This window comes from Paenibacillus sp. IITD108 (assembly GCF_036541265.1).
Lineage (GTDB): Bacteria > Bacillota > Bacilli > Paenibacillales > Paenibacillaceae > Pristimantibacillus.
In genome coordinates, this window is sequence record NZ_JAZHCT010000031.1 from 41,030 (window position 1) to 64,519 (window position 23,490).

Genomic DNA, 23,490 nt, shown 5'->3' on the forward strand with positions numbered 1-23,490 from the left:
GAATTGCATTCAGCCGGCATACACACTATTGTTTTATCTTCCAATTTCAAAACTATGTAACAGAAAGGTTCATACGAAACGAGCTATTGCCGTCGAAGGACTGCGTAGCTCGTCTCCTACAATTTTATGCGTTCAAACAGGCTTACTGCAGAGGGTTGCTTACAAGCAATAAGTCTGGATTAGCATGAATCGCTTCTGCGCAATAATCGCAAACAAGCTTAACTGTTACATCACCGCTTGAGTTATACGCTATTATATCGTTGCGCTCCTCGGGGGTCAAGAAATGGAATCCCAGCTGCTGCTCGGACACTTCTGATTCATGAATAACGCCCATTGCTGTTTTGCAATGCCTGCAAATATAGTTTACAGCCATATTATGCCTCCTGAAAGGATGTTATACCTTTCATTATGCCCGGTTTGCAAACATTTTATCTTCGTGCAAATCATTTTCGCATGGCTGCATCACTTTATCCGTTAAATTTGGCCATTGTTTCTTCAAATGGCGCCTTCAGACTGTATTCAGCCGCATCGCAAGCCTGTTCAATCATAGCGGCGAGCGCTTCCTTCTCTGACTTTGGAAATTTGGAAAGCACGTAATCCGCGATATCCATTCCCGGCTGCGGTCTGGAAATCCCCATTCTAATTCTATTAAATTGCTGGGTATTTAAGTGCTGAATTAGTGATTTAATGCCATTATGGCCGCCAGCGCTGCCTTTATAGCGCAATCTGAGCCTGCCCGTTTCTGTATCCAGATCATCGTATATGATAACGCCATCTTCCGGATCTGCTTTATAGTAGTCCAAATAGGCCCTTACAGCCTCACCCGACAAATTCATATAAGTCATTGGCTTGATGAGCACAACCTTAGTGCCATTGACATTGCCTTCGCCGACTAACGCCTTGCATTTGCTCGTAGTCACTTTAATATCCCAGCGCTTGGCCAGCTCGTCAATAACCATAAAGCCGACATTATGGCGCGTATCCTGATAGGCTGTGCCTGGATTGCCTAGACCTACAAACCATTTCATCGTTTCATACACTCCTTTACGAATCAATGTAGCACAATATGAGGCAGGCGTAAACAACGGCAAAAACCGCCTTACCTGCAAGGCGGTTTTTTGTCTATAAAAAGCGACAGGCGCCAAAAATACAAAATTTCAAGAATGCATGCTTGTCTCAAAATAATTTATGAAGTTGCTGTGCTTTCCTCTGTCTCAGCTGTTACAGGGGCATCCTCTTCCTCTGTCTCCGCTTCCTTCTGTGGAGCCAGTATCGTTACAACGACTGCGTCAGCCTCAGTCTTGGCCTCAACGCCCTCCGGCAAATACAAATCGCTGACATGAAGGCTTTCCCCTACAGCAAGATTAGTAATATCTGCCGGAATAAATTCAGGTATATCACTAGGCAAGCACTGAATTTCAAGCTCGTGCAAGATCGACTGTTGAATGCCGCCCTCTCTCACGCCGAAGCTTTCTCCTGTCACTTCAATGCGGACTTGCGTCCTGACCTTTTCATTCATATTAATTTGATGGAAATCAATATGCAGCACTTGTCCATTTAAAACAGCTTTCTGCACGTCTGTAATCATGACAGACTGCTTGCCCGTGCCGGGAATTTCCAATGTAAATACAGCGTTGGGATGCGTGCGCAGCAAGCTTGCCACCTGCTTCTCGCTAACGCTGATTGCTTGGGGATTCTGAAGCTGCTTGCCATATACAACAGCTGGAATTTGCCCTACTGAACGCAGCCTGCGCAGATCGCCTTTGGTTGTAAGATTTCTTTGATCAGCCTGAATTGTAATAGCCATATGGAACCTCCTATATAATTTCGATTTCCATATCACTTTACCCATTAGAACGAAAGATTAATCACAATCGCGGCTAGAAAACTTAATTCTTAGGCGAGCTGTTATTTTTTTTAGCTTTCGCTTTTGATTTGATTTTCTCGGCATAGCCTGCCTTATTCACCTGGCGCTCGCGGGCGATTGCCATATCGCCGGCAGGAACATCCTTCGTCACCGTAGAGCCGGCAACCACGTAAGCTCCATCGCCAATCTTTATAGGTGCTACAAGATTAACATTGCTGCCAACGAAAGCATGATCGCCAATTTCAGTAAGCGCCTTATTAAAGCCATCATAGTTAACAGTTACCACACCGCAGCCAATATTAACTTCTTTGCCTACGCGCGCATCGCCAACATAGCTCAAATGAGATACTTTGCTGCCATCATCCAGCACGGCATTTTTCAGTTCTACAAAATCTCCGATTTTGCAGTGGCGTCCTAGGACTGATCCGGGACGAAGATTGGCATACGGGCCAACAGTGCTTTCCTCGCCAATGACCGATTCATTCACTGTCGAATATTTGACGGTTGCCCTGTCGCCTATTGTGGAATTAGCTATGTCAGCCTGCGGACCAATTATACAAGCTTCGCCAATTATTGTACCGCGGCGAATAATCGATCCCGGGTAAATAATTGTATCTGACCCTATTTGCACATTATTTTCAATATACGTATTTGCAGGATCAATAATGCTTACGCCAGCAAGCAAATGCTCATGGTTAATGCGATTGCGCATCAAGCGCTCTGCCTCAGCAAGTGCAACACGATCGTTTACCCCGATCGCTTCAGCCAAGTCTGTCGTGCAGTAGCCCTGTACCACATCGCCGCTCTGTTTGAAGATCCCAATTATATCTGTCAAATAATATTCTCCCTGCGCATTATCATTCGTTACCTGCTCCAGCGCAGCAAACAGCTTGCGATTGTCAAAGCAATACGTGCCCGTATTTATTTCGCGAACTGCCGCCTGCTCAGGCGTACAGTCCTTGTCCTCCACGATACATTGCACCGTGCCGTCTTCCGCTCTTATAACGCGTCCGTATCCGGCAGGCTGATCAAAAGACGCCGTCAGCACCGTCGCAGCAGCGCCGCTGCTCTTATGCAGCTCCAGCATTGCAGTAATCGTCTCTGGCTTGACGAGCGGTGTATCACCGCATACAACTACAGTAACGCCATCCTCTTGCCCAAGCAGCTCTCTAGCCTGCATAACAGCGTGCCCTGTGCCAAGCTGCTGCTCCTGCATAACATACTCTACCTTGCCGCCTAAATGCGTCTGTACGGCTTCAGCGCCATGTCCGACAATAACAACTGTTCGATCGCAAGCTGCCGCTTGAACAGCTTCTACTACATGCTCTACCATCGGTTTTCCGCATACAGCATGCATGACTTTATATAATTTTGATTTCATTCGCTTGCCTTGACCTGCCGCAAGCACAATGGCCATTTGTTTCATATTCAGCTCAACTCCCTTGGTCAAACAAATTCTCAAATAATATAACTTAAAAACAAAAAAAAGAAAAGAGAGCATTAAGCTCTCTTCTCAGATCAAACGGTTACATCCATTATTTCCTTGTTAAGCTCCTTCTTCAATTGCAACTTCATCGGCAGCACGCTCATATTCAGCCAAAACTGCAGCTTGAATCTTCTCCCGTGTAGTAGAAGAGATGGGATGAGCGATATCTCTAAATTCGCCATCAGGAGTGCGCTTGCTTGGCATTGCTACAAACATACCATTGTTGCCATCGATTACACGGATATCGTGAACGACGAATTCATTATCAATGGTAATGGAAGCGATTGCCTTCATTCGACCTTCCGAATTTACTCGGCGGAGTCTGACATCAGTAATTTGCATTTGTGTTCACCACCTTTGTCCATCTGAGACTTGGTGTAATATTCCACGTATTTTTGCAAATTCCTTCTAGTAATTTGGTAATTTGATACTCATTTTAAAATTTTTTTTTGTTTTTGCATTTTTTTCGTACTCATTCGACATTTGTCGATGCGATGACTTCAATTTCGACAAAAACATCTTTCGGCAGCCTTGCCACCTCAACGGTTGATCTTGATGGCTTATGCTCTAAAAAATAGCTTGCGTAAATTTCATTTACGGTCGCAAATTGATTCATATCTTTTAAAAATACAGTTACTTTAACAGCCTGCTGCAACGAAGAACCCGCTTCAGCCAGCACCGCTTTTAAATTTGCAAATACTTGATGAGTTTGCGCTTCAATGCCGCCCTCCACCAATTGACCATCTGGCCGCAGCGGAATTTGGCCAGAAGTAAAAACCAGATTACCAAAAACGACCGCTTGCGAATATGGGCCTATAGCTGCTGGTGCCTGCTCAGTGGATACAATCTTTAAATCCTGTGCCATGACATTCATCCCCTACTCATTAAAATAATTTCCCGGTACTACTTTCATTTGCTTCGTCTTCATATCCATAGCTGTAAGCTTAGCCAAGGATACATAGTCCTCCAGTAAACGTTCTTCCAAATCGATTTCACCAGACTCAACAAATACACCGACACCGGCAACTGCAGCATTAAACTCAAACAACAGATCCATCATTCCTTGGATCGTCCCGCCTGCCTTCATGAAGTCATCTATAATTAAAACACGGGACTGCTCCTTCAATGCTCTTCTAGCCAGAGACATCGTTTGAATTCGTTTCGTAGAACCGGATACGTAATTTATGCTGACTGCTGAACCTTCAGTAACCTTATTGTCACGCCTTACAATGACGACGGGAATATTCAGGCACGCAGCAGTTGCGTAGGCCAGCGGAATACCTTTCGTCTCTACGGTCATAATAACATCGATATTTCGGCCGGCAAAGGCTGATGCGAACATTCTTCCTACATCCGCCAGCAAGCTCGGCTGTCCAAGCATATCCGTCATATACAAGTAGCCGCCTGGCAGCACTCGGTCAGGCTGCTCGAGCTGATGGCAAATTTGCTGAATAATGGACAGAGCATTTTCTTTATGTATGGAGGGAACGTACATCACTCCGCCAGCCGCCCCGGCAAGCGTATGCAGCTGTCCAATTCCTTCTTCTTCGAAAACCTCTTTTATAATAGCCAAATCTTCGCTGATCGATGATTTAGCTGATTGATACCGCTCTGCAAATGTAGTCAAGGAAATCAACGTATGGGGTCGATATAATAAATATTGCGTCATTTCCACTAATCTTGAGCTGCGTTTAACCTTCCTCAAGCCGATCTCCCCCGTCCTAAATCCGAATATTATATAGACAATATATCATTTATATACGGATTCAATCAAGGATAAACGCCTTCTCTGCCCTTCGCTTAAACGAAGGAGGCGCGTTTACCGATAAAATATAGGAACAGGTATAAGATGAATACTTATACTTCCCTATATATCAAGGATAAACGGCTTCGCCATTCTTTTGGGAGGTCCGTTTACCAACGAATACAAATAACTAATAAAATCTTATATTTCAAATAAAATATCACTTAGAGGTGAGCATGCGAACGACGTATACTTCTTTGCAAAAACCTCTTAGTCCGTTATATATTCTTGGCAGCTTCGCCTCTTTGGATACAAGTCCAAATACGGTCGGCCCGCTGCCTGACATAAGCACGCCGTCTGCTCCAAGCTTTATCATGCTTTCCTTAAGCTGAAGTACCTCAGGGTACATATTAAGCGTTACCGACTCCAGAACATTGCCTAGCTGCGCGCACATCTGCGCAAAAGATCCACTGGCAAGAGCCGCATTCATTGCCGCTATTGAAGGGTGCTGCTTAATATGCTCAACTCTGAATTTCCCATATACATCCGCTGTCGATACATTGATCGGCGGTTTAGCCAGAACGACCCAGCATTGCGGCGGCTGATGAATCGGTTCAAGCTGCTCTCCACGCCCTCTAGCGATAGCAGTGCCGCCTGTTACACAAAATGGCACATCGGAGCCCAGCTCCGCTCCGAGCTGGCATAGCTCCTGCTCAGGGATGTTCAGCCCCCACAATCGGTTTAATCCGCGCAGTGTGGCAGCCGCGTCGCTGCTTCCTCCTGCAAGTCCAGCTGCAACTGGTATTTTTTTATCCAAATGTATATATACACCTTGTCGCACATTGTATCGTTCTTTAATAAGTCTAGCAGCCTGGAACGCCAAGTTCTTCTCATCCAAAGGGATATAACCTACCTGGCTGGAAATAATGATCGTATCTCTAGATAGCGGCTCCATCTCAAGCCGATCTGCCAAATCTACCATTGTCATGATCATTTCTACTTCATGGTAGCCATCTTCTCTTTTACGTAAAACATCTAGTAATAAATTAATTTTGGCAGGCGCTTTTTCATAAATTTTCATCTAATAGATTCACCCGTTCGTCATAAGCTTAAGGTACATTATAACAAACGATTACAATAAAAGCGAAGCGCTGAATGTAGCTTTTTTAATTCAGCGCTCCGCTCTTTTTGAACTTCCTTTTGAGCCTAAGCCCTAGGGCTTGTACGATTTGGCCGCTGCTTCCTCAGCCAGTTGAATAGCGCGTTTTACCATATTGCCGGCATCCTTAGCCCGTATGCTGCCCCAGCCTTCCTGCTGCACCGTATCGTAAAAACCCAGATCCTTGGCAAGCTCATATTTCAGCTCCTCAGACATTACACTGCGTCTTCTGCGCCCCATAACCCATCTTCCTTTCATGTAAGAAGTAATATGGCACAACATTAGTATGCATCAAGCACTGCGTCCGCATTCACTCCAATAATTGCCCACGTAAATCATTAATCAGTTAGAATTCGAAGAACAAAATCACCTATCGGTGACCTAACTTGCCATCATCGTGTGCAAAGAACAAACGATGCGATGTTATTTGCGGTGCGGACATCCATGACCGTTAGAACCAAAAAAGCAGTCTTTTTGTTGTGTATGCGGACACTTATGACCATTAGAAGAACATTCCGCCGAATTTTCTAGCTTTTTTCCCGCTAACGGACTTTTCTGTCCGCTAGAAAGTGGAAGTTGGCGAAATATGAGCGCTAATGGACATCAGTGTCCGCATTATTAGGATCAATTCGAGCTCGACATACTTATCCACAATTTTAACTGATGCATAATTTCCTAAACAAAAAAAAAGCGCAGACCAAGGTCTGCGCCAGTAAGCCAACTTAAGGCTATTATTCATCTAAAATTACTTTATGGTTGAAGATAAGCAATACGTACCTGTCCCTCATCATTACATACGGTTACTTCCACCGATTCGGTAAGAATATCCGCGTAACTGTAGGAGACACGTTTAAATGCATTTTGCTCCTCATCTAGCTTAACAATAAAAACAGATGGGTAGGTCTCTTCCAATGTACCGGTACGCTCAACTGTTTTGCGACGACCACCATTTGCTCTGAGACGGATTTTGGAGCCCACATGAGCTTCCAAACTGCGTTTAATATCCAATAGCACGTTTTTAGCCATTGACCACTACCACCTCTTTCTTTGATTATTATAACCAAAAAAAGCGGGCTTGTCAAATTTAACAAAATATTATAACAGTGGTTCATTTCTCTTGTCAACGGTCAAATTAGTAAAAATCCATTAAAAAAATTTTTTAAACAAGGATAACCAATTATTTCCTTAATTTTGGACAAGCGTAATACAAGAAGAAACGCTGCGCGTCCTTGGCTAAGGATGTGCCGTTTCTCGGTGAAATATAGGAATAGGTATAAGGTGAAAAACTTATACTTTCCTATATTTAAAAAAACGAATACAATGCTTACATTGTATTCGTTCTAGGAAGCCCTACACGATATTTTCCCAAAGTTTCAATTCCACCCACACCGTCTATTCCGCTTATAGTTCCTTCAATAACTTCCTTCAAATTAATCGAATCGCGTATAGAGGTGAGGCTGGCTTTAATAGCAATGTAAACAGGGTCTAATGCATGTATTAATATTCGACCTGGAGAGCTGGCAAAATTCGAGCCTATGTGCATTAGCGCTTCAAAATGCGATTGGCATGCCCCAGCTATAACGACAAGACCATCGCGATTTTTCTCATACTGCCTCGCTACTCGAACAGCATTTACAAAATTCTGAGAATTTTTGTAGCTGGAAAGGCTGTAATGGTCCGTTCCTGATCTATGTTTGATCAAACCGTCATGCCCAGTTATTACAACAATATCAGGCTTTACTTCCGGCAGCACGCGAAATAAAATATCAGCCATTTGAGCTTCCTGGGCGTGAATGCCATATGCCGGTACGTTCATGGTTTTATATAGCTCCATGCTTTTTTTGAGATAGTTTCCGTCTCCGTCAAGATGGAGCACCTTGCCCGGCACCTCAAAATAGGGAGAGCTCTGTGCTGGCTGTGTCAGCCGCGCAAAATGTTCTAAGCCAGGTGTATGCTTTTTGCGGTAGGTATGAATTTTTTTAATGGATTCGTTCACTTTTATACGAACTTCTTGCGTTGCCTTCATGGAATTAGGATCATCTACAATCGTTAGATCCTCGATAGGGGAGTCTGCCACTAGACGATAGTCGGTGCCCTTCAGCAAAGCTTGATCAGCTTTTGGTCGGATGGCTTCCACACGAAATAATACGTCACCGCCATACGATTTGCGGACGACTAAGTCTCCTTGCCTCATAGGTAAATCACCTCTTCGTCTATCCTATGGAAGGACATGTCAATTGGTGATACGAAATTTTTACCAGCCTCGTTCTAAAAAACTGCGGCTTATGCGCGCAAATTCTTCAAGCGATAGCGTCTCGCCGCGGCGAGTCGGATCGATCTCAAGCTCTGCAAGCAGTGTAAGCAGCTCCTCGCGCTTCTCCTTGCCTACAAATGCTGTAAGGTTGTTGGCCAATGTTTTGCGTCTCTGCGCAAAGCAAGCTTGAACAACTTTAAAATAATGCTCTTCGTTCGGAACATCAACTGCAGGCTTATCACGCAGTGTAAGCTTTATGACAGCTGAGTCTACATTGGGTTGCGGAATAAATACGGAATGCGGAACGATACATACAAGCTCCGGCTTGCAGTAATACTGTACCGCCACGCTCAAGCTTCCATACTCCTTCCCGCCCGGACTTGCAGCCATACGGTCAGCTACTTCCTTCTGGATCATAACCACGATATGCTCCAGGGGTAAGCGCTCTTCAAGCAGCTTCATCAAAATAGGTGTTGTCACATAATAGGGCAGATTAGCCACGACGCTAACTTTCTGATCAGGTGAAAATTTCTCTTTGAACAGATTCTGCAGGTCAAGCTTCAATACATCGCCATGTACGATCGAGACATGATCATTATCCGCAAAAATATCATTCAATATCGGAATTAAGCGGTTATCAATCTCTACGGCCGTTACAGTGGCTGCTGAAGCCGCCAGACGCTGTGTCAGGGCTCCTATCCCCGGGCCAATCTCTAGAGCTGCTTTGCTTGCGTCAAGCTGTGCTGCCGCCACAATTTTATTAAGAATATTTTGATCAATTAAAAAATTTTGTCCCAGGCTCTTTTTGAATGAAAATCCGTATTTTGCAATAATTTCTTTCGTACGCTTAGGAGTAGCCACATCTCCTGCATGCGATGGCTGATTCCCTTTATATGCTTGCTCACTCAATTGCTACTCCTCCAATTTTTGTTCCATAATACGAAGTGCATTTTCAAATTCTGCTTTTGTAATTTGAAAGCTTGTGCAGCGTTTATAAAACTGCTTGCCGTTAGCATAACCGATGCCAAGCAGCTTGCCCATTTCCAGGCGGCGTGCAGAAGCATTGGCATCAACAATGAGCCTGGCTTCCATGAGATCGTCCCAGGTCACTTCCCCTTGTGTCTGCTCAGACTCCGTACGCAGCTCTGACAGCGCCTGACGGATCGATTCCGGGCTGGCATTCTCAATGCCTATATCTCCCTTATGAGTGGTAAGCTCCTGCGGCAGAAACGCATGCTTGCATCCTGGCGCGTGCTGCGCAACAATTTTGCGGATGCGCTCTCCCGCATGATCAGGGTCTGTAAAGATTATAATTCCGCGCCTCTCATTGGCAAGCTTGATTCTCCTTAATACGTCCTCGCCGATTGCAGAGCCGTTTGTTTCAATTGTATCTGCTTCAACAGCCCGCTTAATAGCCGCTGTATCGTCTTTTCCCTCTACTACAATGATCTCCTTAATCACTAAGATCATTCCTTCCCTTTCGACTCGCATGCCTTTATTGTATTCCTTAAACTTCAATATAATTAAAAAAAGAAGAGGCAGCGCCCCTTCCTATGATGACATATGAAATTAATGATGGCAATATTTCATTGTTCATTCAGAGATTAGCTGGAAGCAGGCTTCTTCGGTCCAATAACATAAACCGTGTAGCCTTTCTTTCGGCCAAATTTATTGACAGCTTTGCTGCTCTCGAAATAAACGTCAATTTTGTTGCCTTTAATCGCTCCGCCTTTGTCTTCAGCACGGCGGAACCCGATTCCTTCGATATAAACCCACCAGCCCATAGGTATCACGCTAGGATCGACTGCAATCGTTCTTCCTTCGGTCACCTTTGTGCCTGAAGCGGTAAGCCCATACTGCGGATGGCTTTCATCCTTGCCTGTTGACTCGACGCCGGCATGATAGGCAGTCAGCGTAACATTCTTCAACACTTTTTTAGCGTTGAAGGTAGCGCCGCCTTTTGTCACAGACGTTACACTTGGGCTGGAATTGCTCAGAACCGTCACCTTAGGCTCCGGCTTCTTTGTTCCAACCGCTACAACATGGTCAACGGCTTTCTGTTCAACTACCTCGCTAACCATTTTGTTAGAAATTAAAACGCCATCCTCATACTTCTCTTCGATCTTTTCCACGATGACGCCTTCCTTGCCGGTTTGGACAACTTTCTCCTTGCCAATCTCAAGATTAGGGTCTTCTTTCTTCACGATAGAGAATGGAACGGCTCGTTCCTCTGAAGTCAGCTTTGTATCGACACGTACAATAGTCACTGCTGTTTTGTTATCAATAGCAGAATCCAATGCTGGAGTTATTTTATCATCATCACGAACGGATAGATTTAGTTCCTTAATCGCACCTTGTACAGTCTTCTCTGTCGTGTGCACTGTTAATGTCTTGCCATCAGCTTTTACTACAACCGGTATCGCATGAGTCACCTCAATACGATCTCCGTCCTTGATTGATGAATTTAAAGGAACGGATACCTTGTCATAAGGCCCAATTGCAATAGCTTGTTCATCCAGTAGGCGTTGCAGGACCCATTGTTTTGTTTGCACAATAGTCTCTTGTCCATTAACTACTACGGATACGCTTTTGACAGCCGTACCGTACAACAACACCAAAAACATGAAAGTCATAGCGATTGAGATCGCAGCGCTCAAAATAATCAAACGCAAGTTTCCATGCTTCCATCGCATTGCGAAAGACATTCTGGATGATCGTTTCCCATGGGTGTCATCTAGTTGGATTGATCCCACTTCATCGGTCCTCCTTCATAGTCCCGCCGCCAAGTTTTACGCATGTTACAACTGACGCGACTATAATATATTGGCGTGCATGCTGCACGCTGTCCAATAACGCTGTTCTCTCCTTAGACATTTGCTCAGATTTGATCATTCTCTGCTCAAGCTGTCTAGTCCATTAACTTTGTCCCGGGTGGACGGCCTTCCCGACCTCTTCTATGTGATCACGATAAACTGATAAATCAGAGAAGGATTTAGAGAGTAAACCAAGCTCGCGATATTGGAAATCCAATACAAAATGTAAAGCTCTGAAATGAATCATAACCTCACTCGAGCATAATTGTAAAGACGAGATAAAAGACGATTTTCATTAAAAAACAGATTATTTGAGGAAAAATTAATTGATTTCCCCTACAAAAATTAGTTTTTACGTGGATAATCTCTTTAAATCTCTCGTTTACGCTTGTTTTTATTCTATGCCGAAACATTTTTTACCGTTTTCCATCGTAATTGCCCCTATTTCCTCCACTGTTAAACCCTTAATTTCGGCTGCTGACTGTGCGACCAGTGATACATATCCGGACTCATTTCTTTTACCACGAAATGGATGTGGAGTAAGATATGGGGAGTCGGTTTCGATCAAAATTTTATCCAGCGGAGTATTAAAAAGCACCTCTTTCGGCACCCTTGCATTTTTAAAAGTAATCGGTCCGCCGAATGAAATGTAAAAGTTCATATCCAGACATTTTTTGGCGGTTTCCCAACTGCCTGAGAAGCAGTGCATAACGCCTCCGACCTCATCCGCCTTTTCTTCTTTAAGAATTCGCACAATGTCTTCATGAGCATCTCTGTTGTGAATGACAATCGGCTTGCCCAATTTTTTGGCCAGTCGAATCTGTTCTCTAAATACACGCTGCTGAACATCCTTAGGCGACGTATCCCAATGATAATCCAGACCAATTTCGCCAATTGCCACTACTTTGGGATGCTTGGTCAACTCTTCAATCCATTCCAAATCGCCTTCTTGCATAAATATGCTATCTACCGGATGCCAGCCAATCGCTGCAAAAATTTGTTTATACTGATCTGCCAAAGCCAGAGTGGTTGGGATTGTTTCGCGATTAAACCCAATATTAACAAATAATTCCACGCCCGCTTCAATCGCTCTATTTATCATTTCATGACGATCCTCGTCATATTGAGGTGCATCCATATGTGTGTGTGTGTCAAATAATGATGGCATTTAAAAACTTCTCCTTTACAAATAACTGCTGTTATATTTTAAACCAATCCTTAAGTTTCGGGGACATTTCATGCATACGGTCACGCAGCGCCTCAATTGGATAATAGAGGTGGTGCTGCCCTTGCCGCAGTCCCGTGATCGAACGAACAATGTCAGATTTAACAGAAATTTCACTAATTTGCTCCTGATCATCCAACAGCAAAATTGGTGTTTTTTCTTTCTTTTTCCCGTTTGTTCCATCCGGGCGATAAACATCATAAGGCTTGTCATATGGAAAATCAATTTCCATATGATAGTTTGGATGCATCCCTAATGAAATCATTTCTTCTATTATAGATGCATGTTCGTTTTCATTAAATTGTTCGATCGCAATATACTTGTACAGCTTGCGGTCCATAAAGCGCCGGCATAGATCGCGGAGCAGCTCATCCTTCTCCTCCGCCCACTGAACAAATGCGGTCTGCGCGAGCGCTTCATCCAGCTTTAAATAATGGGAAAGCGTTAATGTATTGCTAATCAAATGCTCTAATGAAGGAATCATCCAATTAAAAACGTAGCCTTGCTGATATAACTCCTGCGCTCTGCGAAATATTTGTCTTAAAATAATTTCCGAGCTGCGCGTTACAGGATGGAAATAAACCTGCCAGTACATTTGGTAGCGAGACATCAAATAATGCTCTACTGCATGCATACCACTTTCCTTCACTACAATTTTCCCTTTATAAGGGCGCAATACTCGCAATATGCGCTCTAAATCAAAATTCCCATAATTGACCCCTGTAAAATAAGCATCACGCAGCAAATAATCCATTCGGTCGGCATCCATTTGACTGGAAATCAAGCTGACTACAATCGGCTCTTTATACGTCTTGCGGATAACAGCAGCGACATCATGCGGGAAGCTATCAGATACTTGCCGCAAAACTTTATTTATCTCCGTATCACCAAGCAAAATCTCACAAGTCCATTCCTCGTGGTCTGTATCGAATACTTCCTCAAGCGAATGGGAAAAAGGCCCATGACCGACATCGTGCAGCAGTGCCGCGCATAATGAAACAAGCCTTTCCTCCTTCGGCCAATCTGCATACTCATTTCTTTCAAATCTAGAAATAATTTTGCGTGTTATTTCATAGACTCCTAGTGAATGCGAGAACCTGCTATGCTCAGCGCCATGGAATGTTAAATATGAGGTGCCCAACTGCCGAATACGGCGCAAGCGTTGGAATTCCTTTGTATTAATTAAATTCCAAATGGTTTCATCCTGGACATAAATATAATTATGTACCGGGTCTTTAAAAACTTTTTCTTCCGACAGCTGTGCTTGCATATTTCCCATCTCCTTCACGTTCATATATTCGACACAAACCGATTGTATTTTGTCGAAAAGTGTCGTAAAATAGTTTCCATATCGGATAATTTATTGTATCCTATATCTTGTGTTTATAGTTCCTATTTCTGTCTAAACACCTATGTTTATGGGTTTTCCTCCAATGAATTAGGTTGACTGTTTTGGGAAGAGTTGGTATTATATACTTAAAACATTGTTTAACAATGTCGAATTGTGCCGTTTTTCATTTAAAGAGAGGACTGATACATTTATGATGAAATCTACTGGTATCGTACGTAAAGTAGATGAGCTTGGCCGTGTAGTTATTCCAATTGAATTGCGCCGTACCCTAGGTATTGGCGAGAAGGATGCTCTTGAGATTTATGTAGATGGCGAACGTATTATGTTGAAAAAATACGAGCCTGCATGTATCTTCTGCGGCAATGCTGAGAACGTATCTTACTTTAAAGGAAAAATAGTTTGTCATATTTGTTTAGAGGAAATGCCTTCTCCTGTGACAAAATAAAAGAAATAGGTTATAATCAAAATATCAACTATATTAATTCTAACCTTTTTATACTCCTTGATGCCTTCCTGCGCTAGAACCCGGCCAGGAAGGTCCTTTTTTTTGTAGAAATACAACATTCTCAAATAACTTACGAACGTATTACTTCATTATATACATCTCGTTTTGGGACACCACGATCAAGCGCAGTCTGTTTGATTGCCTCCTTGCGGCTCATCGTCTTTTCGTAATGAGCAACATGCGATTCGATATCCAACTCTTTCCACCATTGCTCCGCTTGCTGCAGCTCCTTTGCCTCTTGCTCAGATGCGCCTTCAATAACAAGACAATATTCCCCAAGCGGATCATTTGCCTCAAACCATTCCATACTTTCAAGCAGCGTGCCGCGCAGCACCTCTTCATGCCGCTTAGTCAGCTCCCTTACAATTGCAATTTGCCTATTTCCCAAGCTGTCCAGCATCGCTTGGCAGGTCTTTTTTATACGATGCGGCGATTCGTACATAATTAATGTCGCTTTAACCCCTCTCAGCTCCTCCAGCCAGCTATTTCTGGCTTTACGGTCACGCGGCGGAAAACCTGCGAACATAAATTGCTCGGTAGACAAGCCGGAAACAATTAATGCAGACAAAGCAGCATTAGCTCCTGGAATGGGTACGACGGCAATTTGCTGCTCTACCGCCTCTTTAACCAAATCAGCGCCCGGATCGGAAATAGCAGGCAAGCCTGCGTCGCTGACCAGAGCTATCGATTGGCCTTCTTGCAATAATTTTATAAGCTCTGGACCGCTGTCGAGTTTATTATGCTCGTGATAGCTTACCAGACGAGTGTGTATGTCAAAATGAGCAAGCAGCTTGCGAGTCTGTCTCGTATCCTCAGCAGCTATCAGCTCTACTTCCTTTAATATCCTTATGGCGCGCATCGTCATGTCTTCCAGGTTGCCAATAGGCGTACCTACAAGATACAGAATGCCTTTTGTGTCAGTGCCTGCAGTATGGATAAAGCTTTTTTGTCTATTCATACAATTTGTACTCCTTTATCATCGTAAACCATTATTGGCGGCAACAGCTTAATATCAGGCTTCCCATCACGCATCGCTTCAATAAGCACCATATTGGCTTCTGTACTTCTATTTGGATGCACAAACTGAATGCGCTTAGGCTCCAGCCTCCATCGTCTCAATGCTTCTATTATATCAAGCAGCCGAGATGGCCTATGCACCATCGATACTTTACCCCCAGGCCTTACTATACGAGAGCAAGCCTGCGCAACATCATCAATCGTACAAAAAATCTCATGCCTGGCGATTGCGTAATGCTCGTTAGTATTAGCCTCGCCAGAAGCCAGTGTCATATAAGGCGGATTAACAGTAACCGCATCATATACGCCATTGCCGGCTGTTTTGGGGAATGTGCGCAGATCATGCTCAATAACGTTGATTTGGCCAGCCAAATTATTCATTGCAACGCTTCGTTTTGCCATATCGGCCAGCCTTGGCTGAATTTCCACCGCATCAATCGCGGCCTTTGTGCGATCAGATAATAATATAGGTATAACCCCATTGCCCGTGCATAAATCAGCGATACGCCCTTTAGGCGGAATCGAGGCAAAACGGGATAATAATACAGCATCTAATGAAAAGCTAAATACGTCTCTGCTTTGAATGATTTTCAGCTCAGACGGTGTCATTAAGTCATCTATTCGTTCGTTTTCCTGCAATAATACATGTTCAGTCAAGCATTAGCCTCTCCTTTATATTCATTCCTGCTTATATTGTAAAACAAAACAATGCCGTCCTCTGCATAAAGGACGGCTTGTCTACTTTGATTCCACTATTTATTTAGGAAGGAAAGGCAGAACAGGCAATCTCCTTCTGTTCGCAAATGTCCATAATATACATTGCATATATGGAACCCTTCGTGATACAAGCGCGTCAAATTATCATAGCCCTCGCCAACCGCAGAAGTTGGCATATCATGATGCTGACTTGCTTGCCCGCTAGCCTGCAGCTGCTCAGCTGGAGTCTGCTCAGTTACATCCTGCTGTAAGGCAGGAGCATGGCGCTCTCGCTTCAGCACTTGACGCAGCTGATTATTCTCAATACTAAGCCGCTTGTTCTCTTCAAGCAGCTCTTTTACTTTACGCTTAAGCGTACCAAGCTCTGCATGAAAAGTACCTAACCGATTTTGCATTTCATCCATTTGTGAAAAAACATCATTCTTCTCCAAGTTCCCACCCCAGAGTTTCTAATGCGGAGATATCTCCGCAAGTCAGTCATACTATTGTCTACTTGAGTACAACATCGTCTAATGACATTTCTTTAGGCTTGCCTGGCACATCAAACAGCTGCACATAGACGGTTTTTGCAGTTGCATTAATACCAGTAACCTTGCCTTCTCCCAGTGAGGTAATAACATGCTTGCCTACACTTGGAAGCTCTTCTTTTACGCTTTCGTAGTTGTCATGCTCGTACTTCAAACAGCACATCAACCGGCCGCATAACCCAGAAATTTTGGTTGGATTAAGCGATAAATTTTGATCCTTGGCCATCTTAATCGATACCGGCTCAAAATCGCCCAGCCATGAAGAGCAGCACAGTATTCTTCCACAAGGCCCGATTCCGCCCAGCATTTTCGCTTCATCCCGCACGCCGATTTGACGCAGCTCAATGCGTGTACGAAATACGCTTGCTAAATCTTTAACCAGTTCGCGAAAATCTACTCTGCCTTCAGCAGTAAAGTAAAATATAATTTTGTTGCGGTCAAATGTAAATTCGACATCAACAAGCTTCATGCGAAGCTGATGGCCTTTAATCTTCTCAAGACAAGTATGAAACGCGTTTTTAGCAGCCATTCTGTTCTCTTCAACAAGCTGAGCATCAGCATCGTTTGCTATGCGTATTACTTTCTTGAGCGGGAGGACGACATCCGATTCACCGACTTGCTTCTGTCCAACCACCACTTTACCATATTCGATTCCACGTGCAGTTTCAACAATAACATGCTGATCTTTGTCCACGGGATGATCGACCGGATCAAAGTAATAGATCTTGCCCGCCTTTTTAAAGCGGACACCGATGACATTATACAAGGACTAGCCCTCCTGTAATTTTACCAAAAGTTGCTCAAATGCAAGCTGAGGAGATACATTGGCATGTATTCGTTTGCTTGCTTCAAGTACATGCTCTATACAGCCGATATAGCCTGCTGTAGAGCGTTCAAATGCATGATTTCCTATCCATTCTAACTGATCTATAAAAACGATATTGCCCTGCCTGCTGGCCTGGAACTGTACCAAATCTTTAAACCAAACTACCAATAACGATAACAACAGCTCTATGTGATGAATAAGCTCTGTTTTGAAAAGTTGTTGTTGGGCAGTGATCATCGCCGCGGTGAATCGGGTCAAACTCTCCTTACCTAATTGTATCACTAGGCTTCTGATTTCTGCAAACTGATTCTGTTCAAGAATTTGTCGCGCGCCATCCAAGCCTGATGATAACTGCACCGCTGCTCTTGCCAGCACCGCCGAATATCCTTCGCCAGTTAAGATTTGAAGCATCTGTTCCGGGTTCATCGGCACAAAAGGCACCCATTGGGTCCGTGAGCGAATAGTTGGGAGTACGGCTTGTCCATTGTCGGTGATTAATATTGCTGTAATAGGGGAAATAGGCTCTTCCAAAAACTTTAGCAGGCTATTGGCAGCCTGCAAAGTCATTGTCTCTGCTCGTTCAATCATGTATACTTTACGTCTGCTATCCTGATTGCGATAAGATAAATCGCGCTGCAGCTCCCTTATTTGGTCAATCTTGATCGATTGCCCGTCAGGAGCAATGCGAGTAACATCCTGTTGATTTCCATTTATAAACTTGCGGCATTCCAGGCATTCTCCGCAAGCATCATAGCCGTCAGCTGTGCAAAATAACGCCTGCGCAAAGGCTTGCGCCATGGCCATTCTCCCTGTTCCAGAAGGTCCATTAAACAAATAGGCATGTGAAATTTTACCGCTTCGCAGCGCATTTTTTAAAATCCGATACGCCTTCCATTGTCCAGATAACTGTTCCAGGCTCATTTAAGTCATACCTTTCTTTCGTTGCAGCCAATCGCAAGGATAAACGGGTCCGCCGTCCCAGGGTAGGCGCGTTTAAAACAAAAAATTAATTAACAAGCCGCGGATTTCACCTATCTTGTTCAGCAGCTCGAGCTTGCCTTCCTCGCTATCCAGCAATTCCTCCGCCATAGAAACCAATGTTTCATCAATCTGTTCAAGAAGCTTATAGCGTTTAACTCTGCCGCGTCGATCGAAGCCTCTAACTTCTTTGAGACCGACACCACGCCTGATCGTATCCTCCAAAAATTGCTTTACCATCTGCTGATACAATTTCAGCTCTCGCACCGACATTATTCTAGCCAGGCGTTCCCCCTGGCGATGAATATCCTGCAGCTTCTGCTGAAGCTGCTCATGCGTGCGCTCTGCATCTCTTTGTACCATTACATCGGCGAAGCTAGTCGGTTGAACAGGCCTTGTTGCGGAGTCATTAGCCGTCCGATTCTGCCCTAATGGACGCCATCCTTGATCGACTCTCATTATTTAGTCACACCCAATCAGAAATGTTCGAAGCGTTCAACCGGAACAACGAAAACTGCAGCCCCTCCAACCTGAACCTCCACAGGAAAAGGTATATAGGAGTCTGTAGAACCGCCCATAGGAGAAATTGGCGTAACCAATTGATCTCTCACTTTACAATTTGAGCTGATCACATTAAACACCTCATGTACGCGCTCATCCTCTATACCGATCATAAAAGTTGTATTGCCTGCTCTTAAGAAACCGCCTGTACTAGCTAGCTTCGTTGCTCTGAAGCCTTCGCGCACAAGCGCATTCGACAAACGATTGCTATCCTTGTCTTGTATAATCGCAATAACTAATTTCATGTTTCATTCCTCCTTGAATCTAATAGAATAGGATACGGAATGCCCTCTTTCGTATAGCCATAGCTGACCAGCTTTGCCGACCATCTAAGTGGACGAGCAAGCTTGCTTAGTACATATTATTCATCCTTATAAAGTTTGACACAGGATCAAGCAATTCCTGCTAAACGTGCTTCGATTATCGATAAAACCTGAGAAAACACCTTATCTCTAGTTTGGTCAGCATTGATTCTTTCAATACGATTGGGATGACGCTCAAGAAGCATCTGATAACCTGTGCGAACCCTTTCGTGGAATTCTAGCTTCTCCAAATCAAGGCGATTCACTTCACGCTCAGCTGCCTTTGCAATTCTTGCAAGACCGACCGATGGTTCTAGATCCAGAAACAAAGTAAGATCCGGCATCCTTTCCTGAATGGCGAAAAGATTAATCGCCCATACCTCATCCATGCCCAGGCCGCGAGCATATCCCTGATAAGCAAGGCTGCTGTCTATAAAACGATCACAAAGCACAATCGAGCCCGCCTCTATCGCTGGTATCACTTTCTCCACCAAATGCTGTCTTCTCGCTGCTGCATACAACAGCGCTTCTGTTCTTGCATCCATACTCGTATGGCTGCGGTCTAAAATAACTTCGCGGATTTTTTCGGCTATAGGTATTCCGCCGGGCTCTCTGGTCGTCACTACGGACCGCCCTTTGCTTATTAATGTATTCGCAAGCGCTTCAATCAGTGTCGACTTTCCTGAACCTTCTCCGCCTTCAAATGTAATAAATAGTCCTCTATTCAATCGGATAGCTCCCAACCATAATATCATATTCAGACTGTTGAAAAACCCAATCATAAAATTGATTTATAATAAGTTATAATTTCTTATATTTTAACAAAGGCTTACAGTACAAACAATGTCGAAAATAGGCATAACCTTTAACAAAGAATAATAATCTGTCGATTAAACCAAAACTATACATTTTTATTCATGACTGCCTCACTAAACTTTCTCATACACCAGGACCTTTCTCATATACCAAGACCGTTTTCATTTCCGCATCAGACGCGTTTTGAAATCTTGCACCTGCTTTAGCCAAGCGGCTCACTTGATGAATTAAGCTTCTTGTCCATTTTTCACCCTCATATAGTAACGGAATACCTGGCGGATAAGGAATAATCTGCTCTGCAGCTTCAAAGCCTTCCGCATCCTCAAGTGTAATTGATATTACAACTTGTGCAGTGTTCAATGAACGTCTAAATACAACCGGCTTGCTAATCGTCAGCTCCCAGCTTCCTTCATTCTGTAATTGCTCTGCTTGCTTACTTCTATTCATTGTATGCTGGCTGACCTGGCATGCAATTTTTTCTTCTATAATAGTAATAGCCTGCTTCAAGGGGTCAATAGAATCTATTCCCATACCAATACTTACTATTAAAACGCAGTACTTCGCATCGGACATTTCAATCCAGCAATTATTTTCCTCCAGCATTATCTGAAGCTCGAATCCGCTGTTGGCATAGGTCCGGTCGTATAATAAAACGCGCAGAGGATCTGTCTGTTTACAATCCGATTTATTTGATAACTGCTCTATTTTATTATGGCAATCAAGCTGAACCGCTTGTATAGCTCCATTCCTTTGCTGCAGCCAGCTTCTCAGCTCATTAGCTGTACGAATACTTTGCTCTATCAGCTGCTGCCCGGCTTGATCAATCATTGCTCGGGAAATATCTAGGGAAACTAATAATGGAAATGATGGGCTGGAGCTTTCAATCATCGCTAAAGTTTGTTGAATTTTATGTACATTTAATCGATTGCCCTGAATATGAAGCATAGCACTCATCGTTAAAGCAGGCAGCGTTTTATGAGTAGACTGTACAACTGCATCGGCGCCAGCCGCTAAAGCGCTTGTGGGCAGCTCTGGATGGCGACTGTAATGCGCGCCATGCGCTTCGTCAATCAGCAGTGGAATATTGTAGGCATGCACAGCATTTGCCCATTGGTTAAGCTTAAAGCCAATTCCATAATAATTCGGGTTGGTCAGAAATACTGCCTTAGCTGTGGGATAAGCCTCCAATGCTTGCGAAATCGCTTCAACAGAGGGGATCGTTGCCAATCCGGTCTGTTCATCTATTTGCGGTGATACGAACACTGCTTTTGCTCCTGCGAGCTTTAATCCATTAATAATTGATTTATGTACATTGCGCTGAACAATAACAATGTCATCGTAATCACACACTGATAGTAGTATGGCCAAATTGCCCGAAGTACTTCCGCCCACTAAAAAAAAAGTATGCTCAGCGCCGAATGTTTTGGCGGCTAATTGCTGTGCCTCCCTAATAGCGCCTTGAGGATCATGCAAATCATCCGTGCTGCTTAACTCAGTAACATCTAGCTTCATTACGGTTTGAAGAGCTTCCAGCAAATAGTCTGTCTCGACCGTAAGCTCAGCTAACGCTTCGCCATTCCGGTGGCCAGGTACATGAAAGCTGACAGGCTTTGCGGCTGCATGTTCTTTTAGTTTTTTATATAGTGGCGCGTTCAATAATGTCATCTTTGTGCATTCCTTTCAAAACCGCTTTTGCTGCTTCCTTCATCATACCATTATGTCTGCAGCGTTCCTATAAAGAGATAAGAAGGAGATAAAAAGGAGATAAAAAAAGAACAGCGCATTAGATCGCTGCTCATGCATTTTTTTTAATTAAAATTTGTTTCATTCTATTTATAAAATAAGGATATTTTTCATCCATTACGTCGGTTTGGACCATTTCCATCTCACATGATTTACATATGAACTCTGATACGATATAAATGCCTTCTTCTTTTTCCTTTTGGCAACCGCAAATAATACAATGAGGCTGAAATTCAACATTATTGTGCACACTAATCGCCACCTTCACAACAATAATAGTATAACTAGTATGTCACTTATTCTATCTTTTTATACTGTTTTCATAGCCTATTTCAAATATTTATTTATCGTATGCGTATACCTTGCTTTGGGTGCTTATTTACCTATAAAAATATTATGAAAATTGGCGATTTGGCCGATATATTGATTAGATTTACTATCAGGAAGGGCGATATTTATGCGACAACAGCTATCTGATCAGCAGCATGCAACTGTTTATCAATATAGACTGACGAAAAGATTAGTTATAAAACGCGAGCTCATACAAAGCCATTTTATTATTATTGCTATATTTCTTGGATTCCAGCTGATGGCTTATGGCATTCAAGGTCTGGTAGCCTGGTTTGCCGGCTTTGCGGCTATACAGCTATTCCATATTGTCATTTTGCTTATTACCTTTATTCGGGTTGAGGAAGCAACTGATCGCAAATGGATATGGAGAATCAATCCGCCCTGGATCGGCTTTAAGCCAGCCAATGATATATCCTTGACCTTATTTCGGCGCGTACACCGCCACTTGTTCTGGGTCGGGCTATGCGCAATCGCGCTATTGTATCCATGGATACCCGTCTCGTATATGATCAGCTTAGTTTCCTGGCATGCCTGGCTAATCGTTCCTCGACTGCTTCTGGCGTTTTATTTTCGCAAGCAGCCGAAAGACGGTGTCCTTCGCTTGCAATCTTTTGAAGCATCCTACTATTTAATATAGCTAGATTCATTATAGCGCAAACGATCCCACAGCCGTCTCAAATTATAACGAAGCTGTGAAGCACTATATCCTCATCAATGACCCTTTTGAAATTGTAACGCATCCACACAGCGCTATTTGTGAAATTATCACCGTTTGGAGCACCTTTTCCCCTCAATAAGGCTGCTGAGATTCGTTAGATTTTTAAAAAGGCTGTTTTGGGCCAAGTAGCGCTTCTAGGATCCGTTAGCACATTAGATGGGGAACCTAGAGCGGAACTCGGGATGCTTTCATTTTTTAACGAATCCTGAATACGTTATTTCGCATAACGCGCCCGTTTTGAAATTTTAATGCATCACAGAGACGCTATCTGTGAACAAATAGTCATTTGGGCAGCGTTTATAACGAATAAGCACGCTACGATTCGTTACATTTTCAAAACAAGCTTTTTCGGTGTAATAACGATACTAGGATTCGTTAGAGTTTCCACTACTTTTTCAACAGCCTGAGGAAACCCATTTAGTTTGTTTGAGGAGGGTTCCTGCAATATTAATCAAACGTAAATGGGGAGCACAACTTAGGTACATCATCTACCCGCAAACATCATGATCCGTGCTTTTATCATGATCCGC

28 protein-coding genes are annotated in these 23,490 nt (G+C 43.5%); 2 read left to right on the forward strand and 26 right to left on the reverse strand.

Annotation, left to right across the window (positions count from 1 at the left end; translation table 11 throughout):
- Positions 1-142: 142 nt before the first annotated feature.
- The 16 genes from V1L65_RS22115 to V1L65_RS22190 all read right to left on the reverse strand — a co-directional run bounded on the left by V1L65_RS22115 (position 143) and on the right by V1L65_RS22190 (position 13,818).
- Complete coding sequence (locus V1L65_RS22115) at positions 143-373, reverse strand: anti-sigma-F factor Fin family protein (protein WP_331701428.1); 231 nt, start codon at positions 371-373, stop codon at positions 143-145.
- A gap of 94 nt (positions 374-467) precedes the next feature.
- Complete coding sequence (pth, locus tag V1L65_RS22120) at positions 468-1,028, reverse strand: aminoacyl-tRNA hydrolase (protein ID WP_331701429.1); 561 nt, start codon at positions 1,026-1,028, stop codon at positions 468-470.
- A 158-nt stretch (positions 1,029-1,186) separates the two neighbouring features.
- Positions 1,187-1,807, reverse strand: a complete 621-nt coding sequence (locus tag V1L65_RS22125; protein WP_331701430.1) for a 50S ribosomal protein L25 — start codon at positions 1,805-1,807, stop codon at positions 1,187-1,189.
- Positions 1,808-1,889: 82 nt separating this feature from the next.
- Positions 1,890-3,293 carry a bifunctional UDP-N-acetylglucosamine diphosphorylase/glucosamine-1-phosphate N-acetyltransferase GlmU gene (gene glmU / locus V1L65_RS22130; RefSeq protein ID WP_331701432.1) on the reverse strand — a complete coding sequence of 468 codons (1,404 nt, stop codon included), beginning with the start codon at positions 3,291-3,293 and terminating at the stop codon, positions 1,890-1,892.
- Positions 3,294-3,413: 120 nt separating this feature from the next.
- On the reverse strand, positions 3,414-3,695 hold the full coding sequence (spoVG, locus tag V1L65_RS22135; RefSeq protein WP_087571183.1) for a septation regulator SpoVG: 282 nt from the start codon (positions 3,693-3,695) through the stop codon (positions 3,414-3,416).
- A gap of 130 nt (positions 3,696-3,825) precedes the next feature.
- Entirely contained in the window at positions 3,826-4,218 is a 393-nt protein-coding gene (locus V1L65_RS22140) for a RidA family protein (RefSeq protein WP_331701433.1), read from the reverse strand.
- A gap of 12 nt (positions 4,219-4,230) precedes the next feature.
- Positions 4,231-5,058, reverse strand: a complete 828-nt coding sequence (purR, locus tag V1L65_RS22145; RefSeq protein WP_331701434.1) for a pur operon repressor — start codon at positions 5,056-5,058, stop codon at positions 4,231-4,233.
- A 259-nt stretch (positions 5,059-5,317) separates the two neighbouring features.
- The gene (ispE, locus tag V1L65_RS22150; RefSeq protein WP_331701435.1) at positions 5,318-6,178 is read right to left on the reverse strand and encodes a 4-(cytidine 5'-diphospho)-2-C-methyl-D-erythritol kinase; all 861 of its coding nucleotides are present in this window, start codon (positions 6,176-6,178) and stop codon (positions 5,318-5,320) included.
- A 132-nt stretch (positions 6,179-6,310) separates the two neighbouring features.
- A complete protein-coding gene (locus V1L65_RS22155; protein ID WP_331701460.1) occupies positions 6,311-6,496 on the reverse strand; it encodes a small, acid-soluble spore protein, alpha/beta type in 186 nt (61 codons plus the stop codon).
- Between the two features lie 510 nt (positions 6,497-7,006).
- Positions 7,007-7,282 carry a biofilm formation stimulator Veg gene (gene veg, locus V1L65_RS22160; RefSeq protein WP_331701436.1) on the reverse strand — a complete coding sequence of 92 codons (276 nt, stop codon included), beginning with the start codon at positions 7,280-7,282 and terminating at the stop codon, positions 7,007-7,009.
- A 298-nt stretch (positions 7,283-7,580) separates the two neighbouring features.
- Complete coding sequence (gene yabG, locus V1L65_RS22165; protein ID WP_331701437.1) at positions 7,581-8,450, reverse strand: sporulation peptidase YabG; 870 nt, start codon at positions 8,448-8,450, stop codon at positions 7,581-7,583.
- Between the two features lie 60 nt (positions 8,451-8,510).
- Complete coding sequence (gene rsmA, locus V1L65_RS22170) at positions 8,511-9,419, reverse strand: 16S rRNA (adenine(1518)-N(6)/adenine(1519)-N(6))-dimethyltransferase RsmA (RefSeq protein WP_331701438.1); 909 nt, start codon at positions 9,417-9,419, stop codon at positions 8,511-8,513.
- Positions 9,420-9,422: 3 nt separating this feature from the next.
- Complete coding sequence (gene rnmV / locus V1L65_RS22175; protein ID WP_331701461.1) at positions 9,423-9,971, reverse strand: ribonuclease M5; 549 nt, start codon at positions 9,969-9,971, stop codon at positions 9,423-9,425.
- 143 nt (positions 9,972-10,114) lie between these two features.
- Positions 10,115-11,263 carry a ubiquitin-like domain-containing protein gene (locus tag V1L65_RS22180; RefSeq protein WP_331701439.1) on the reverse strand — a complete coding sequence of 383 codons (1,149 nt, stop codon included), beginning with the start codon at positions 11,261-11,263 and terminating at the stop codon, positions 10,115-10,117.
- A gap of 454 nt (positions 11,264-11,717) precedes the next feature.
- Complete coding sequence (locus V1L65_RS22185; protein ID WP_331701440.1) at positions 11,718-12,491, reverse strand: TatD family hydrolase; 774 nt, start codon at positions 12,489-12,491, stop codon at positions 11,718-11,720.
- A 31-nt stretch (positions 12,492-12,522) separates the two neighbouring features.
- Positions 12,523-13,818 (reverse strand): HD domain-containing protein, encoded by a 1,296-nt coding sequence (locus V1L65_RS22190; protein WP_331701441.1) that lies wholly within the window; start codon positions 13,816-13,818, stop codon positions 12,523-12,525.
- A 271-nt stretch (positions 13,819-14,089) separates the two neighbouring features.
- On the opposite strand from V1L65_RS22190, the gene V1L65_RS22195 reads away from it, so the two are divergent.
- Positions 14,090-14,344, forward strand: coding sequence for an AbrB/MazE/SpoVT family DNA-binding domain-containing protein (locus tag V1L65_RS22195; protein ID WP_331701442.1), 255 nt, complete (start codon positions 14,090-14,092; stop codon positions 14,342-14,344).
- A 130-nt stretch (positions 14,345-14,474) separates the two neighbouring features.
- Here V1L65_RS22195 and rsmI read toward each other — a convergent pair whose 3' ends face one another.
- The 10 genes from rsmI to V1L65_RS22245 all read right to left on the reverse strand — a co-directional run bounded on the left by rsmI (position 14,475) and on the right by V1L65_RS22245 (position 22,141).
- The gene (gene rsmI / locus V1L65_RS22200; RefSeq protein ID WP_331701443.1) at positions 14,475-15,362 is read right to left on the reverse strand and encodes a 16S rRNA (cytidine(1402)-2'-O)-methyltransferase; all 888 of its coding nucleotides are present in this window, start codon (positions 15,360-15,362) and stop codon (positions 14,475-14,477) included.
- The gene (locus tag V1L65_RS22205) at positions 15,359-16,030 is read right to left on the reverse strand and encodes a tRNA1(Val) (adenine(37)-N6)-methyltransferase (protein WP_331701462.1); all 672 of its coding nucleotides are present in this window, start codon (positions 16,028-16,030) and stop codon (positions 15,359-15,361) included. Before V1L65_RS22205 ends, rsmI begins: the two co-directional genes overlap by 4 nt.
- 143 nt (positions 16,031-16,173) lie before the next feature.
- The gene (locus V1L65_RS22210) at positions 16,174-16,542 is read right to left on the reverse strand and encodes an initiation-control protein YabA (protein ID WP_442955714.1); all 369 of its coding nucleotides are present in this window, start codon (positions 16,540-16,542) and stop codon (positions 16,174-16,176) included.
- Between the two features lie 85 nt (positions 16,543-16,627).
- Entirely contained in the window at positions 16,628-17,431 is an 804-nt protein-coding gene (locus V1L65_RS22215) for a PSP1 domain-containing protein (RefSeq protein WP_331701445.1), read from the reverse strand.
- 3 nt (positions 17,432-17,434) lie between these two features.
- Complete coding sequence (gene holB, locus V1L65_RS22220) at positions 17,435-18,412, reverse strand: DNA polymerase III subunit delta' (RefSeq protein ID WP_331701446.1); 978 nt, start codon at positions 18,410-18,412, stop codon at positions 17,435-17,437.
- Positions 18,413-18,484: 72 nt separating this feature from the next.
- Entirely contained in the window at positions 18,485-18,928 is a 444-nt protein-coding gene (locus tag V1L65_RS22225) for a YaaR family protein (RefSeq protein ID WP_331701447.1), read from the reverse strand.
- A 17-nt stretch (positions 18,929-18,945) separates the two neighbouring features.
- Positions 18,946-19,275, reverse strand: coding sequence for a cyclic-di-AMP receptor (locus V1L65_RS22230; RefSeq protein WP_331701448.1), 330 nt, complete (start codon positions 19,273-19,275; stop codon positions 18,946-18,948).
- Positions 19,276-19,421: 146 nt separating this feature from the next.
- Entirely contained in the window at positions 19,422-20,060 is a 639-nt protein-coding gene (tmk, locus tag V1L65_RS22235) for a dTMP kinase (protein ID WP_331701449.1), read from the reverse strand.
- Between the two features lie 211 nt (positions 20,061-20,271).
- Entirely contained in the window at positions 20,272-21,813 is a 1,542-nt protein-coding gene (locus V1L65_RS22240) for an aminotransferase class I/II-fold pyridoxal phosphate-dependent enzyme (protein WP_331701450.1), read from the reverse strand.
- Positions 21,814-21,943: 130 nt separating this feature from the next.
- The gene (locus V1L65_RS22245) at positions 21,944-22,141 is read right to left on the reverse strand and encodes a sigma factor G inhibitor Gin (protein WP_331701451.1); all 198 of its coding nucleotides are present in this window, start codon (positions 22,139-22,141) and stop codon (positions 21,944-21,946) included.
- A 207-nt stretch (positions 22,142-22,348) separates the two neighbouring features.
- Here V1L65_RS22245 and V1L65_RS22250 point away from each other — a divergent pair, with 207 nt between their 5' ends.
- Positions 22,349-22,879 carry a transposase gene (locus tag V1L65_RS22250; protein WP_331701452.1) on the forward strand — a complete coding sequence of 177 codons (531 nt, stop codon included), beginning with the start codon at positions 22,349-22,351 and terminating at the stop codon, positions 22,877-22,879.
- The last annotated feature ends 611 nt before the right edge of the window (positions 22,880-23,490 follow it).

Bases quoted from the DNA above. Each gene is read 5' to 3' on its own strand.
- V1L65_RS22115 (WP_331701428.1), bottom strand. From the start codon at position 373: ATGGCTGTAAACTATATTTGCAGGCATTGCAAAACAGCAATGGGCGTT.
- pth (WP_331701429.1), bottom strand. From the start codon at position 1,028: ATGAAATGGTTTGTAGGTCTAGGCAATCCAGGCACAGCCTATCAGGAT.
- V1L65_RS22125 (WP_331701430.1), bottom strand. From the start codon at position 1,807: ATGGCTATTACAATTCAGGCTGATCAAAGAAATCTTACAACCAAAGGC.
- glmU (WP_331701432.1), bottom strand. From the start codon at position 3,293: ATGAAACAAATGGCCATTGTGCTTGCGGCAGGTCAAGGCAAGCGAATG.
- spoVG (WP_087571183.1), bottom strand. From the start codon at position 3,695: ATGCAAATTACTGATGTCAGACTCCGCCGAGTAAATTCGGAAGGTCGA.
- V1L65_RS22140 (WP_331701433.1), bottom strand. From the start codon at position 4,218: ATGGCACAGGATTTAAAGATTGTATCCACTGAGCAGGCACCAGCAGCT.
- ispE (WP_331701435.1), bottom strand. From the start codon at position 6,178: ATGAAAATTTATGAAAAAGCGCCTGCCAAAATTAATTTATTACTAGAT.
- V1L65_RS22155 (WP_331701460.1), bottom strand. From the start codon at position 6,496: ATGGGGCGCAGAAGACGCAGTGTAATGTCTGAGGAGCTGAAATATGAG.
- veg (WP_331701436.1), bottom strand. From the start codon at position 7,282: ATGGCTAAAAACGTGCTATTGGATATTAAACGCAGTTTGGAAGCTCAT.
- yabG (WP_331701437.1), bottom strand. From the start codon at position 8,450: ATGAGGCAAGGAGACTTAGTCGTCCGCAAATCGTATGGCGGTGACGTA.
- V1L65_RS22185 (WP_331701440.1), bottom strand. From the start codon at position 12,491: ATGCCATCATTATTTGACACACACACACATATGGATGCACCTCAATAT.
- V1L65_RS22190 (WP_331701441.1), bottom strand. From the start codon at position 13,818: ATGCAAGCACAGCTGTCGGAAGAAAAAGTTTTTAAAGACCCGGTACAT.
- V1L65_RS22195 (WP_331701442.1), top strand. From the start codon at position 14,090: ATGATGAAATCTACTGGTATCGTACGTAAAGTAGATGAGCTTGGCCGT.
- rsmI (WP_331701443.1), bottom strand. From the start codon at position 15,362: ATGAATAGACAAAAAAGCTTTATCCATACTGCAGGCACTGACACAAAA.
- V1L65_RS22205 (WP_331701462.1), bottom strand. From the start codon at position 16,030: ATGACACCGTCTGAGCTGAAAATCATTCAAAGCAGAGACGTATTTAGC.
- V1L65_RS22210 (WP_442955714.1), bottom strand. From the start codon at position 16,542: ATGGATGAAATGCAAAATCGGTTAGGTACTTTTCATGCAGAGCTTGGT.
- holB (WP_331701446.1), bottom strand. From the start codon at position 18,412: ATGAGCCTGGAACAGTTATCTGGACAATGGAAGGCGTATCGGATTTTA.
- V1L65_RS22225 (WP_331701447.1), bottom strand. From the start codon at position 18,928: ATGAGAGTCGATCAAGGATGGCGTCCATTAGGGCAGAATCGGACGGCT.
- V1L65_RS22230 (WP_331701448.1), bottom strand. From the start codon at position 19,275: ATGAAATTAGTTATTGCGATTATACAAGACAAGGATAGCAATCGTTTG.
- V1L65_RS22240 (WP_331701450.1), bottom strand. From the start codon at position 21,813: ATGACATTATTGAACGCGCCACTATATAAAAAACTAAAAGAACATGCA.
- V1L65_RS22250 (WP_331701452.1), top strand. From the start codon at position 22,349: ATGCGACAACAGCTATCTGATCAGCAGCATGCAACTGTTTATCAATAT.